Origin of the sequence: Ruegeria conchae, from assembly GCF_000192475.1 — a bacterium.
GTDB lineage: Bacteria > Pseudomonadota > Alphaproteobacteria > Rhodobacterales > Rhodobacteraceae > Ruegeria > Ruegeria conchae.
In genome coordinates, this window is sequence record NZ_AEYW01000006.1 from 568289 (window position 1) to 580913 (window position 12625).

Here is a 12625-nt window from a genome sequence, read left to right on the forward strand (position 1 = left end):
CGAATGATACCGGAAAAGTCTGGATGCAGGAGACCCCAAGATGACCGAAGCCGAACGTGTACTGCTTGATCTGCTGAATATCGAGAGGCTCGAAGTCGATCTATTCCGCGGCACCGGCTCAGGCGGTGAAACGCCAACGCGCATCTTTGGCGGTCAAGTGATTGCACAGGCGCTTGCGGCAGCCTACCGGACGGTTGAAGATCGCCTGTGTCATTCGCTACATGCTTATTTCATCCGCCCCGGCGATCCGTCCATTCCCGTTATATATCAAGTGGATCGCGCACGAGACGGAGGTTCATTTACGACCCGTCGCGTGGTTGCGATCCAGCATGGCAAACAGATCCTGAACATGTCCGCCTCATTCCACAAACAGGATGATGGGTGGGATCATCAGCATCCGATTCCCAATGTTGATGGTCCAGAACTCTATCCATCGCGTGACGATCTGCGGCAAAAGTATCTTGGCCGTGTGCCGGACAAGCTGAAGTCAGAGTTTCTGCGTGAGCGTCCCATCGAAGTGCGCGAAGTTGATCCTCTGGACCTGTTCACGCCCTCAAAGGCAGATGATAAGAACTATCTCTGGTTTCGCATGGGTGCGGCGAATGATGCGGACACGATTACGCAACATCTTCTCTTGGCCTATGCCTCGGATATGGGGCTGCTCACTTCCGGGATGAGGCCCCATGGGCTGAGTTGGTTTACTGGCGAAATCGATGGTGCCAGTCTGGACCATGCCATTTGGTTTCATGCACCCGTCATGTTTCAGAACTGGCATCTTTATTCCATGGAATCACCATGGACGGGGCAGGGGCGTAGCTTCAATCGCGGATCAATCTTTTCTCAGGATGGAAAGCTGGTTGCGTCAGTCGCGCAGGAAGGCCTGCTAAGGCGGCGTCGGTTACGTTAGATATCACCGATAAAGCGTTGATTAATCTTATTCATATTACTTAACCAGCCATCATAGTCTTCGATCTTCATGCGCATGTAATCAAAGACTTGCGGATGCGGAAGAACCAGAAAACGCTCGTCGGAAATTGCCTCGATACAGGATTGTGCAACCTCAGCAGGCTCAATTATTCCGTCGAACGCGGCAACAGAATCCTCGTATCCACGCATCATCTCTGTCCGCACAGCTTGCGGACACAAAACAGAAACTCGGATGCCACGGTCGCGATATGTCAGAGCGATCCACTCAGCAAATCCTACGGCCGCGTGCTTGGTAACTCCATACGGCGCAGCGCCGGGTATGTTGAGCAGTCCAGCGGCAGATGCAGTAAACATCATGTAACCGCCACCACGCGCGACCATCCTTGGGATCAGATGCCGAGCAGCCCGGACATGCGACATTACGTTGATTTGCCAGATGCGGTCCCAATCCGTGTCAGGTACGTCAAGCCCACCGAACGTTAGAATGCCAGCGTTGGCACAGAACAAATCAATCGGAGCAATGGTATCCTCGACCACGTCGATCAGCTCTCGAATATCGCTTTCTTTGGAAACATCACATCTGATTGCATCGCCACCGATTTTCTTGGCCACAACCTGCGCGCCAGTAAGATCGAAATCCGCACAGACCACATGTGCGCCTTCCTTTGAAAACCGTTCTCCAAGACCTTTGCCGATGCCACTTGCTGCACCGGTGATGACAACGGTTTTTCCATTCAGATCCATCACGATATCCGTGTTCTACATTTCAAACACAGCGTAACATCTTGGGAAACCACAGCCAATGCGGATTAGCCAGCAATGGTTTACCCATCCTATTATTTACATAATACCGATTATACAATTAATCGACAAAGCTTCAGTAAAACGCCTGCAGACCTGTTTGCGCCCGCCCCAGGATCAATGCATGGACGTCATGTGTCCCCTCATAGGTATTGACGGTCTCTAGATTGATCATGTGGCGCACGACTTGGAATTCGAGCGATATCCCATTGCCGCCGTGCATATCACGCGCCATTCGAGCTATGTCCAACGCCTTACCGCAATTGTTGCGTTTGATGATCGAGATCATCTCAGGTGCAGCCTCGGCCTGATCCATCAAACGTCCGACACGCAAGCTTGCCTGCAAGCCGAGTGAGATTTCGGTTTGCATCTCTGCTAGTTTGCGCTGAAACAGTTGGGTCTGTGCCAAAGGGCGATTGAACTGCTTGCGATCTAATCCGTATTGGCGAGCTGCGTGCCAACAACATTCCGCCGCACCCATCGCACCCCAACTGATACCAAAGCGTGCGCGGTTCAAGCAGCCGAACGGGCCCTTTAGGCCTTGAACATGAGGCAGCAAGGCACCCTCGTCCACTTCAACACTATCCATGACGATTTCACCGGTGATCGAGGTTCGCAGACTCAACTTATTTTCGATCTTCGGAGCGCTCAATCCCTTGGCACCTTTGTCCAATACAAATCCGCGGATCTTACCGTCATGCGCATCGGATTTGGCCCAGACCACAAAAACGTCGGCAATCGGCGCGTTTGAGATCCACATCTTACTGCCGGTCAAGCGATAGCCACCATCAATCTTCTCGGCGCGGGTTTTCATTGCCGCCGGATCAGAACCCGCATCCGGTTCCGTCAGGCCAAAGCAGCCGATCCATTCTCCGCTGGCCAGTTTCGGCAGGTATTTGCGCCGCTGTTCCTCGCTGCCATATGCATAGATTGGATACATTACCAACGAGCTTTGCACCGACATCATCGAACGATAGCCAGAATCCACACGTTCGACTTCGCGCGCTACCAGGCCATAAGTGACATAACCGGCACCAATTCCACCGTATTCCTCAGGGATTGTTGTGCCGAGCAGACCCATTTCCCCCATCTCACGAAAGATTTCCGGGTCCGTTTCTTCGTTTTGGAAAGCCTGAGTAACGCGCGGCTGCAGTTTTTCTTGAGCATAAGCGCGAGCGCTGTCGGCGATCAGGCGTTCATCCTCTTCCAACTGGTCAGACAGGCGGAATGGATCATCCCAGTTGAAACTGCCAAGTTCGGGCGCATCCTTCGCGCGCAGGACCGGTTTTGTATCTGGAGCATTCATTTTGTTTCTCCGGCAGGAATGGTTTGTACAATCATAACCTGAGCTATTGTCAAAAAACAGCGAGACATTTGCATGGTTTCATGATCAAAACGCATAGATGAGACCGAACCGCCCTACTCTACCGCCCATTTCTGCACTGCGCGCGCTTGAAGCTTTGGATCGACTTGGGTCAGCCTCGGCAGTCGCTGATGAAATGGCTCTGACGCAAAGCGCTGTCAGCCGACAACTTCAGACACTTGAGGCGCATTTGGGCGCCGAGTTGGTTAGTCGTGATCGAAAGCGGCTATCACTCACAAAGGCGGGGCAAGACTATGTTCGGGAAATTCGGCCAGCCTTGTCGCAGATCGCACAGGCTGCATTGAAATTGCATGTTGCTCCGGCCGGTGGAACACTAAACCTTGCGATCCTGCCAACGTTCGGAATGCGTTGGTTGGTGCCGCGTCTTCCCGACTTTGCGCGGCTCTATCCTGATATTACAATCAACATGACCACGCGACTGAGACCATTCAGCTTTGCATCCGAACCTTTTGATGCAGCATTACATTTTGGGGAACCGGATTGGCCTGGAACTGATCGCTTGTTGTTGAGTATGGAGCGTGTTCTACCTGTTTGCGCGCCCGGTCTCTTACCGCAAGGCGCGCCAACCTCACCTCGAGACTTACTCAAACTGCCTTTGCTGCACATCCAGACCCGACCCCGTGCATGGCAAGACTGGTTTCGCCAAATGGGGATCGAACATCAGCACCCTCTGCCCGGCACGGTCCACGATCAGTTCAACACGATCAATCAAGCTGCGTTGCATGGATTGGGTGTGGCGCTATTGCCGAATTATCTGGTCGAACAGGACCTGGCGACCGGCAAACTGATTGCGGCTTTCCCAAACGCAATTGAGGCTATGGGTGCCTATTATCTGGTTTGGCCGCGCGAAAAGTCCGACGACGACGCCCTGCGGCAGTTCAGACATTGGTTGGCATCTCAGGCACAAACCGAAGAAGCGCTACCGCGTTAGCCCAACGCGTACCCTGCCCCACGAACCGTACGCACCGGATCTTCACCGCCGTGCTGTGTCAATGCTTTGCGCAAACGTCCGATATGGACATCAACGGTGCGCGTATCGACATAGATATCGCGCCCCCAAACACGGTCGAGCAATTGCTCGCGGCTCCAGACACGGCCGGGTTTTTCCATGAATGTGCTCAGCAGCCGGAATTCGGTTGGTCCCAATTTCAAAGGCTTATCGTCTCGGCTGACCTTGTGGGTCTCGGAATCCAGAATGATATCATCGAACTCCAGTCGGATACCTACAGTCGCTGGCCTCACTCGCCGCAGTTGCGTCCGGACACGCGCCATTAGTTCCACGATCGAGTACGGTTTGACCACATAATCATCCGCGCCCGTCTCAAGGCCGCGCACCTTGTCGACCTCCTCGGACCGGGCTGACAGCATGATGATCGGGATCGAGCGCGTGTCAGACCGCGATTTCAATCGACGGCAGACCTCGATACCACTGAGATTGGGCATCATCCAATCGAGAACGATTATGTCAGGGCGATCTTCTTCGACCAGCAGTAAAGCTTCTTCCCCATTGGCAGCGCGTGATACGCGAAACCCTTCGGCGTCCAGATTGTAGGCCAGCACCTCTCGCTGAGCCAGCTCATCCTCAACCACCAGTACCGTCGGTTGATCAGCGGACATGTCGAAAGTCTCCTAGATCGTTTGCGACGTGTTATCAGCTTTGGGCCGGGCCTCGCTGGGTCGCTCACCCGTAACGAGATAGACAACCTGCTCGGCGATCGCTGTCACGTGGTCGCCCATCCGTTCGATGTTCTTTGCGATGAAATGCAGGTGCATGCAGGATGATATGTTGCGCGGGTCCTCGGCCATGAAGGTCAGAAACTCGCGGAACAAGCCGTTATACATTTGGTCTACTTCCTGATCGCGTTCGATTACGTCGGTGGCCAATTCTGCGTCTCGCTGGATGTAAGCATCCAGCGCATCGCGCAGCATCAGTTCAACTTCGCGCGCCATGCGACGCAGCGCAGCGGCGCTGCCGTTGATCTCGCCCGCGTTGACCAGAACGGTGGTTCGCTTAGCGATGTTCTTGGAGTAATCGCCGATCCGCTCGAGGTTGGCTGAAACCTTGAGCACCGACAGAACCAATCGTAGATCACCTGCCGTAGGGGCACGCAACGCAATCAGCCGTGCGGTTTCTTCGTTGATCAATTCTTCCAGCGCATCGATGGCCTTATCGCCCTGCCGCACTTCCTGCGCCAATTCCTCGTCGCGGGTTTCCAGCGAACGGGCGGCGCCCATGATGGCGGCTTCGACCAAGCCACCCATCTTCATAATATGGGCTTGAATGGCCTCGAGATCCCGGTCGAACGCGGATGCAATATGTTGTTCTGTCATGTCTGAATACCTGTTCTCAGCCGATCCGGCCGGTAATGTAGCTTTCGGTCCGGGGGTCTTCGGGATTTGTAAATATCTGGCCGGTCTCACCAAATTCGACCAGATTTCCCAGGTGGAAAAACGCGGTCTTTTGGCTGACACGCGCAGCCTGCTGCATCGAGTGGGTAACAATCACCACCGAATACCGTTTACGCAGATCATCTATCAGTTCTTCGACCTGTGCCGTCGCAATCGGGTCTAGCGCCGAGCATGGCTCGTCCATCAGCAAAACCTCTGGTTCGGTCGCGACGGCGCGGGCGATACATAGGCGCTGCTGCTGGCCACCGGACAGGCCTGTTCCGGGCGCGTCCAGACGATCCTTCACCTCGTCCCAGATAGCACCGCGGCGCAGGGATTTCTCAACGATCTCATCCAGTTCCGCTTTGTTCTTCGCAAGGCCGTGGATGCGAGGACCATAGGCGACGTTGTCATAGATCGACTTTGGAAACGGGTTGGGCTTCTGGAACACCATGCCCACTTTGGCGCGCAGCTGCACCGGGTCGACCCGTTTGTCATAGATATCTTCGCCATCCAACAGAATATCCCCAGTGACGCGGCAGATATCGATGGTGTCATTCATTCGGTTCAGGCAGCGCAGGAACGTGGACTTGCCGCAGCCCGAGGGGCCGATGAAAGCGGTAACCGTCTTGTCCTCGATTTCGACATTCACGTCCTTGATGGCATGGGTATCGCCATAGTGGACCTGAACATTATTCGCGGCGATCTTGATTGCTTTGGAGTCCACGGTTCTCTCCACTCGTGTCATATCGTTCATCATAGCCCCCTCTTACCAGCGGCGTTCAAAGCGGCGGCGCAAGATGACCGCAATGGTGTTCATTGTCACGAGGAAGATCAACAGAATGATGATGCCCCCCCATGCGCGTTCGTAGAAGGCCGGGTCGGCGCGTTTGGACCATTCATAGATCTGCGCAGGCATGGCCGAGTTCGGAGACAGAAACCCCGCGACGATTCCGTCCGGTGGGTTTGAAGCGATAAAGCCTACCATCCCGATCAGCAGCAACGGAGCCGTTTCCCCCAGCGCTTGCGCCAGGCCGATGATAGTACCTGTCAGGATGCCCGGTGCTGCCAGTGGCAGGACATGGTGGAACACTGACTGCATTTTCGAGGCCCCTACCCCAAGCGCCGCATCTCGGATCGAAGGCGGCACAGCTTTCAGCGACGCACGGGTCGAGATGATGATCGTGGGCAGCGTCATCAGCGTTAGCACCAAGCCGCCCACCAGCGGGGCTGAGGTCGGCAGGTGCATGTAGTTGATGAACACCGCCAGTCCGAGGATACCGAACACGATGGACGGTACGGCTGCGAGGTTCGAAATGTTCACTTCGATGATATCGGTCAGCCGGTTTTGCGGCGCAAATTCCTCAAGATAGATTGAAGCGGCTACACCAATGGGCAATGCCAGTGCCAGCACCACGAACATCATGAACAGTGAGCCGAGCATGGATACACCGATCCCGGCCGCTTCGGGCCGTTGGTCAGAGGCGTCCGAGCCGAAGATGAAATCCGGGTTGAAAGCTTTGTACAGCACGCCCGAGTCGCGCAGCTGATCCACGACATCCAGTTGTGCGACCGAGATGCTTTTGTCGTTGGCGATAGACTCGCGCGTCACGCGACCTTTCATGTAACCATCGACACGGCTGTTGACCAGAAAGCGGAAGCTTACGGTTTTGCCAATCTCATCCGGATTGGCGATGACATAGTTCCTCAGTTCTGCTTGTGCGGCCTTCGACAGAATCTTACCCATTTCTTTGGGTTTCAGATCTGTTTGAATGCCAAGCTTTTGCACCTCGGATTCCAACGCCGAAGCGATCAATGGGGCGTAACCAAAGGTTGAGACCTTTTTGATATCCTCGATATTTCGATTACCCTTTTTGTCCAGCTTGTCTTCCTTCAGCTCGACATTCAGCTCTAGAAAGCTTTGTTGGAAAGCTCCTGTACCGGCGGTTACGATATTGGTCACTAAAACGATCAACATCAGCAGACCGATACCAATGGCGGCGATGCCATACAGTTTGAACCGCCCCTCAGCGGCATTGCGACGTTTAGTGCGTGCGTCCTTATCAAACAGCGAACCTTTGGGTTTCGCAGCAGAAGAAGCGCCAGGGGATTGGGAAATATCGGTCATTCGTACTGCTCCCGGTATTTGCGTACGATGTAGAGGGCGAAGATATTCAGCCCCAGCGTGATGACGAACAGCGTGAGACCCAGTGCGAAGGCCACCAGCGTTTCAGGGCTTGCAAAGTCGGTATCGCCGGTCAGTTGGCTGACGATACGGGTGGTGATAGTCGTCATCGCCTCAAAGGGATTACCCGAAAATTTCGCAATCGCACCGGCCGCCATAACCACGATCATGGTCTCGCCAATGGCCCGACTGGCAGCCAGCAGGATCGCACCGACGATCCCCGGCAGCGCTGCAGGCAGCACCACTTGACGCACGGTTTCGGATTTGGTTGCGCCTAGGCCAAGCGAGCCGTCGCGCATCGACTGAGGCACCGCGTTAATGATGTCATCCGACAACGACGAGACGAACGGGATCAGCATGATGCCCATAACCAGACCTGCAGTCAGAACGGCGTTGGAACTTGCCATCCAGCCAAGCCCCAGTGCCCCGCCGTCCCCAAACAGGGACACCAGCGCCGGACCAACGGTCAACAAAGCAAACAAACCGTAAACGATGGTTGGGATGCCTGCGAGAATTTCAAGCAGCGGCTTGGCAATCGAACGGGTCGCTCCGGTCGCGTATTCCGACAGATATATCGCTGCAAAAAGGCCAATCGGCACCGCCACCAGCAGCGCGATAACTGAGATGTATAGCGTGCCCCAGAGCAGCGGCAGGATCGAGAGCTCACTACCTCCACGGAAGTTCGGGGCCCATGTGCTGCCAAAGAAGAAGTCTTTCCATGAATGCAGTTGGAAGAAATTCATCGTCTCGAACAGCATTGAAAGAACGATGCCTACGGTTGTCAGAATGGCGATAGAAGCGGCCAGAAGAAGCAGCGCCAGAATACCTTGCTCGACAACATTGCGGGCGCGGAATTCCCTGTGCGTGCGGATATACGCAAATGCGGCTCCCAATAGCGCAACGACCAGAACCATGATCTGCATTGCGGTTGAACCGGTCGACGTCATGCTACGGTATTTTTGAGCGGCCAACAGAATGGGCTTTGAGATGTCTTGGGTTAACACCTGACCTGCATCTTTCAGCGATTGTGTCAGTGCTTCGATATCTGCGTCGGCGTTGCGCGCCTGCACCTCAGACAGCAGTCCAGACGCAATCGCACCGTCTAACCCATAGGCGACGCGGCGAACTTCGCTCATGACCAGACCACGATCAGAGCCTTCGGCGATCGCAGTGTCAGGGATCATACCTGACACCGTGTTGTTCACAATCAATGGCTGCACCAGAAGCCACAGGATCAGCAATCCCAGCGCGGGGACAAGCGCGGTCAGCGCGACATTGTACCCATAGTAGGATGGCAAGGAATGCAATGCGCGCGCATCACCCTCGGCACTTGCCAAGGCGCGGGACCGGCCCGCGAAGTACCCAAGCACCGCCAAAGCAAGCAGGGTGAGCAAAATCCAGGATAACGCCATGTGAACTCCATGGGGATGGCAGAGTTGGAGTCAAAAAGAACCGGGGCGTGTTTGCATCGCCCCGGTTCATAAGTTCTATGGTTTAAGAACCACCACCCAGAACGGTTTCATTGGCAACAGCTTCCTGAACCTTGATCAGTTCCGGGTCCGATACCAGACCGTATTCAGCCAGCGGGCCATCAGGGCCAGCAATCTCGTCCGCGACGAAGAATTCAGCAAATTCCTTCAGACCGGGGATCACACCGATATGCGCTTTCTTTACGTAAAAGAACAGCGGACGAGAGACCGGGTATTCACCGGTTGCAATCGATTCAGTCGAAGGAACCACGTCGGACATGGTGGCAACCTGCAGCTTGTCTGTGTTGTTCTCGTAGAACGCCAGACCAAAGACGCCGATGCCGTCTTTGTTGCTGTCGATGCGGGCCAGAGTTTCAGTGTAGTCGCCGTCGATGTCTACTGAAACGCCATCAGTACGCAGCGCGATACAAGCCTTTTCAGCGGCTTTTTTCTTGGCTTTGTCGCTATCACCTTCGGCAGCAGCCAGATAGGCGTCAAAATCGCCGGTGTGCTCACAGCCTGCCAGGATCACTTTGTCTTCGAACACTTCACGGGTGCCGTGTTTGGTACCAGGAACAAAGGCAGCAATCGGCTGAGCAGGGAAGTTCGGGTTCACCTGATCCCAAGTTTTGTAGGGGTTGTCGACCAGCTGGCCGTCAACAACAACTTGAGCGGAAAGGGCTTTGTACCAGTCATCCGGTGTGAACGCGAACGAGTTGCCGTTGATGTCGGATGCAAACACGATGCCGTCATAGCCGATCTGAACTTCGATGATGTCGGTAACACCGGCGTCAGCACAGGCTTTGATCTCTTTTTCGCGGATCTTGCGCGATGCGTTGGCAACGTCGATGGTGTTTTCACCCACGCCCTCGCAGAAACGCTTGAGACCAGCAGAGGAGCCACCGGATTCAACAACAGGCGTCGGAAAATCAAAGTTCTCACCGAAGGCTTCAGCAACAATCGAAGCGTAAGGCAGAACGGTTGACGAGCCAGCAACCTGAACCTGATCACGAGCGGCCGCAGTGGTCGCCGATACGGCAGCGATGGCCAGAGCCGAAGCCGACAGTTTTACAAAGGACATCTCAGTCTCCTTGAGAAATATACGTTCTGATCACCCCTATGATGATCTGGGCGAAGCACTATGACGCTCGCGTAAGTCTTTTGTGACAGGCATGTAACAGTTTCATGACAACTCACGAATTTCTCAGAAATTCTTAACTTGACGATGCGTCATGACTGGATGACCAACCGTCCGCGCAATTTCAACGCGGCAAGATCACCGTAAAAACGGCACCTTGTCCCAACTCGCTATCCACTTTCAGTCGTCCGCGATGGCGATTGACGATGTGTTTTACGATCGCCAAACCCAGCCCCGTTCCGCCCAATTCGCGTGAGCGGTGGCTGTCTGCCCGATAGAATCGCTCGGTCAGCCTGGGAAGATGCTTCGCATCGATGCCGGGACCCTGATCTATGATCTTGATCCGCACGGCTGGCCCGCGCATTGCGGTATCTCGCTCGGACAGATTCACGATCACATCGACTCTGCCACCACTCCCGCCGTATTTGATCGCGTTTTCAACTAGGTTAGTGAAAACTTGACGTAACTGATCGCTGTCCCCAACCATCGTGATTGGCTCGTTCGGGGCATCCAGTGATAGCTCGACACCTGCATCATCTGCCAATGGCCGTAGCGTGTTCAACGTCGACTGAATTAACCCGGTCAGCTCCAATGGTTCCTTGGGCCTGACCCGCTCTTCACTTTCGACCCGATTAAGCGAGAGCAGATCCCCCACCAGCCGGTTCATTCGATTGGCCTCATCCGCCATGATCTGCAGAAACCGATCACGTGCTGCTGTGTCATCACGGGCCGGGCCTTGCAGGGTTTCGATAAACCCCATCAGCGCCGTCAGAGGTGTCCGCAGTTCGTGGCTGACATTGGCTACAAAATCGCGGCGCATCTGGCCGGCCTGTTCCAGATGCGTGACATCCTGAAACACAACCAGTACGGCATCGGTCCCATTGACGGGCCTGCACTGCACTTCAAAAGTGGTATCCTGCGCACCGTCATTTGACAGATGTCGCGCCCGACCCGGTTCTTTCGACCGGAGGCTCTGCTCAACCGCATCTATGATCTGCGGTTGCCGCAGGATCGTTGCAAAGTGCCGGCCTTCAATGGCTTGGCCCAGCAGAGACAAGGCCTCATTGTTCGCAGCAACGATCCTCTCGGTTTGCCCGACCAGAAGCGCCGGTGCGGGAATGGCAGAGACAAGATCAGCGAGCAAAGTGTCAGTCATGCAAACTCAGACCGGTCGCAGAGAATCGCGAAAATTACGCATGTTTTCCTGATAATGCAGCGCACTCAAAGTCAGCTTTTGCGCAGCTGCATCATCAATCTGTCGCACGATCTTACCGGGTGATCCCATGACAAGTGAGTTATCGGGGATTTCCTTACCTTCCGTAACAAGCGCCCCTGCCCCGATCAGACAGTTTTTGCCGATCTTAGCGCCGTTCAATATGATGGCACCCATACCGATCAGAGAATTGTCTCCGATTGTGCAGCCGTGCAGCATGACCTTGTGACCAATGGTGCAATTCTGACCTATCGTCAGCGGATATCCGGCATCGATATGCATCACGCAGTTTTCCTGCACGTTGCTGCCTGCCCCCACTCGTATTTCCTCGTGATCCGCGCGGATGGTGCAGCCGAACCACACCGAAGACCCCTGTTCCAATACTACCTTGCCAATCAGGTTGGCATCAGGTGCAACCCAAGTGTCTTCGTGTATCTTTGGTGTGTGTTTACCCAAAGCGTAAATCGTCATGATAGACCATCGAATTCGGTTTGCAGGGCGCGGATGTGGTTTTGCAGGCTGGGCTGCTGAATTCGGCGCATCCGCTCGGCACTGACAATGGTTTTCAGTTTTTCCTCGGTTGCACCCAGATCATCGTTGATCAAGACGTAATCGTAGTACCCCCAATGACTGATCTCATCCCAACTTTTTAGCATGCGTTTGGCGATCACATCATCGCTGTCCTGACCGCGCCCTTCCAGTCTGCGCCGAAGCTCACGGATCGAAGGAGGAAGGATGAAAATTGACAATGCGTGTTTGCCAAGATCAGAATTGCGGATCTGCACCTCACCTTGCCAATCAACATCAAACAGCACATCACGCCCTTGCGTGATGGATTCACGCACCGGCCCCGCAGGTGAACCATAGAAGTTACCAAAAACATGAGCGTGTTCCAGCATCTGGCCATCTGCGACCTGTTGCTTGAACTCATCTTCCGATAGGAAATAATACTCTCGCCCATGTTCCTCACCTGGGCGCGGCGCGCGGGTAGTGGCTGAGATTGAAAACTCAAGGCCGACATCCCACTGCATCAGGCGACGGGCCAGAGTAGATTTGCCTGCGCCCGAAGGCGACGACAGAATGATTAGTAGACCGCGGCGATCCGCCATGTGATGTTTCC

At 54.7% G+C, this 12625-nt stretch carries 13 protein-coding genes; 2 read left to right on the forward strand and 11 right to left on the reverse strand.

The window, feature by feature from the left end:
• Nucleotides 1–40: 40 nt before the first annotated feature.
• The gene (locus tag G7G_RS0107325) at nucleotides 41–907 is read left to right on the forward strand and encodes an acyl-CoA thioesterase (protein ID WP_010440137.1); all 867 of its coding nucleotides are present in this window, start codon (nucleotides 41–43) and stop codon (nucleotides 905–907) included.
• Here the strand turns inward: G7G_RS0107325 and G7G_RS0107330 are convergent.
• Nucleotides 904–1671 (reverse strand): SDR family oxidoreductase, encoded by a 768-nt coding sequence (locus tag G7G_RS0107330; RefSeq protein ID WP_010440140.1) that lies wholly within the window; start codon nucleotides 1669–1671, stop codon nucleotides 904–906. The two genes, G7G_RS0107325 and G7G_RS0107330, sit on opposite strands and share 4 nt — an antisense overlap.
• 133 nt (nucleotides 1672–1804) lie before the next feature.
• Complete coding sequence (locus G7G_RS0107335) at nucleotides 1805–3034, reverse strand: acyl-CoA dehydrogenase (RefSeq protein WP_010440143.1); 1230 nt, start codon at nucleotides 3032–3034, stop codon at nucleotides 1805–1807.
• A gap of 97 nt (nucleotides 3035–3131) precedes the next feature.
• Between G7G_RS0107335 and G7G_RS0107345 the strand changes: the two genes are divergently transcribed.
• The gene (locus G7G_RS0107345) at nucleotides 3132–4043 is read left to right on the forward strand and encodes a LysR substrate-binding domain-containing protein (protein ID WP_010440146.1); all 912 of its coding nucleotides are present in this window, start codon (nucleotides 3132–3134) and stop codon (nucleotides 4041–4043) included.
• Here G7G_RS0107345 and phoB read toward each other — a convergent pair.
• The 9 genes from phoB to gmk form a co-directional block, all read right to left on the reverse strand.
• Nucleotides 4040–4729 carry a phosphate regulon transcriptional regulator PhoB gene (gene phoB, locus G7G_RS0107350; RefSeq protein ID WP_010440149.1) on the reverse strand — a complete coding sequence of 230 codons (690 nt, stop codon included), beginning with the start codon at nucleotides 4727–4729 and terminating at the stop codon, nucleotides 4040–4042. The two genes, G7G_RS0107345 and phoB, sit on opposite strands and share 4 nt — an antisense overlap.
• A 12-nt stretch (nucleotides 4730–4741) precedes the next feature.
• Entirely contained in the window at nucleotides 4742–5443 is a 702-nt protein-coding gene (gene phoU / locus G7G_RS0107355) for a phosphate signaling complex protein PhoU (RefSeq protein ID WP_010440152.1), read from the reverse strand.
• Between the two features lie 16 nt (nucleotides 5444–5459).
• Complete coding sequence (gene pstB / locus G7G_RS0107360) at nucleotides 5460–6257, reverse strand: phosphate ABC transporter ATP-binding protein PstB (protein ID WP_010440155.1); 798 nt, start codon at nucleotides 6255–6257, stop codon at nucleotides 5460–5462.
• A gap of 12 nt (nucleotides 6258–6269) precedes the next feature.
• A complete protein-coding gene (pstA, locus tag G7G_RS0107365; RefSeq protein ID WP_010440158.1) occupies nucleotides 6270–7628 on the reverse strand; it encodes a phosphate ABC transporter permease PstA in 1359 nt (452 codons plus the stop codon).
• Nucleotides 7625–9097 carry a phosphate ABC transporter permease subunit PstC gene (gene pstC, locus G7G_RS0107370; RefSeq protein WP_010440161.1) on the reverse strand — a complete coding sequence of 491 codons (1473 nt, stop codon included), beginning with the start codon at nucleotides 9095–9097 and terminating at the stop codon, nucleotides 7625–7627. The genes pstA and pstC overlap by 4 nt, the downstream gene beginning before the upstream one ends.
• 82 nt (nucleotides 9098–9179) lie before the next feature.
• Complete coding sequence (locus G7G_RS0107375) at nucleotides 9180–10235, reverse strand: substrate-binding domain-containing protein (protein WP_010440165.1); 1056 nt, start codon at nucleotides 10233–10235, stop codon at nucleotides 9180–9182.
• Nucleotides 10236–10416: 181 nt separating this feature from the next.
• Nucleotides 10417–11448: a sensor histidine kinase gene (locus tag G7G_RS0107380; protein WP_010440167.1), complete on the reverse strand. Its 1032-nt coding sequence runs from the start codon at nucleotides 11446–11448 to the stop codon at nucleotides 10417–10419.
• Nucleotides 11449–11454: 6 nt separating this feature from the next.
• The gene (locus G7G_RS0107385; RefSeq protein WP_010440170.1) at nucleotides 11455–11976 is read right to left on the reverse strand and encodes a gamma carbonic anhydrase family protein; all 522 of its coding nucleotides are present in this window, start codon (nucleotides 11974–11976) and stop codon (nucleotides 11455–11457) included.
• Nucleotides 11973–12614 (reverse strand): guanylate kinase, encoded by a 642-nt coding sequence (gene gmk, locus G7G_RS0107390; protein ID WP_010440173.1) that lies wholly within the window; start codon nucleotides 12612–12614, stop codon nucleotides 11973–11975. Before gmk ends, G7G_RS0107385 begins: the two co-directional genes overlap by 4 nt.
• Nucleotides 12615–12625 lie beyond the last annotated feature (11 nt).

Bases quoted from the DNA above. Each gene is read 5' to 3' on its own strand.
- G7G_RS0107380 (WP_010440167.1), bottom strand. From the start codon at position 11,448: ATGACTGACACTTTGCTCGCTGATCTTGTCTCTGCCATTCCCGCACCG.
- G7G_RS0107335 (WP_010440143.1), bottom strand. From the start codon at position 3,034: ATGAATGCTCCAGATACAAAACCGGTCCTGCGCGCGAAGGATGCGCCC.
- G7G_RS0107330 (WP_010440140.1), bottom strand. From the start codon at position 1,671: ATGGATCTGAATGGAAAAACCGTTGTCATCACCGGTGCAGCAAGTGGC.
- G7G_RS0107345 (WP_010440146.1), top strand. From the start codon at position 3,132: ATGAGACCGAACCGCCCTACTCTACCGCCCATTTCTGCACTGCGCGCG.
- pstB (WP_010440155.1), bottom strand. From the start codon at position 6,257: ATGAACGATATGACACGAGTGGAGAGAACCGTGGACTCCAAAGCAATC.
- phoU (WP_010440152.1), bottom strand. From the start codon at position 5,443: ATGACAGAACAACATATTGCATCCGCGTTCGACCGGGATCTCGAGGCC.
- G7G_RS0107385 (WP_010440170.1), bottom strand. From the start codon at position 11,976: ATGACGATTTACGCTTTGGGTAAACACACACCAAAGATACACGAAGAC.
- phoB (WP_010440149.1), bottom strand. From the start codon at position 4,729: ATGTCCGCTGATCAACCGACGGTACTGGTGGTTGAGGATGAGCTGGCT.
- G7G_RS0107325 (WP_010440137.1), top strand. From the start codon at position 41: ATGACCGAAGCCGAACGTGTACTGCTTGATCTGCTGAATATCGAGAGG.
- gmk (WP_010440173.1), bottom strand. From the start codon at position 12,614: ATGGCGGATCGCCGCGGTCTACTAATCATTCTGTCGTCGCCTTCGGGC.
- pstA (WP_010440158.1), bottom strand. From the start codon at position 7,628: ATGACCGATATTTCCCAATCCCCTGGCGCTTCTTCTGCTGCGAAACCC.
- G7G_RS0107375 (WP_010440165.1), bottom strand. From the start codon at position 10,235: ATGTCCTTTGTAAAACTGTCGGCTTCGGCTCTGGCCATCGCTGCCGTA.
- pstC (WP_010440161.1), bottom strand. From the start codon at position 9,097: ATGGCGTTATCCTGGATTTTGCTCACCCTGCTTGCTTTGGCGGTGCTT.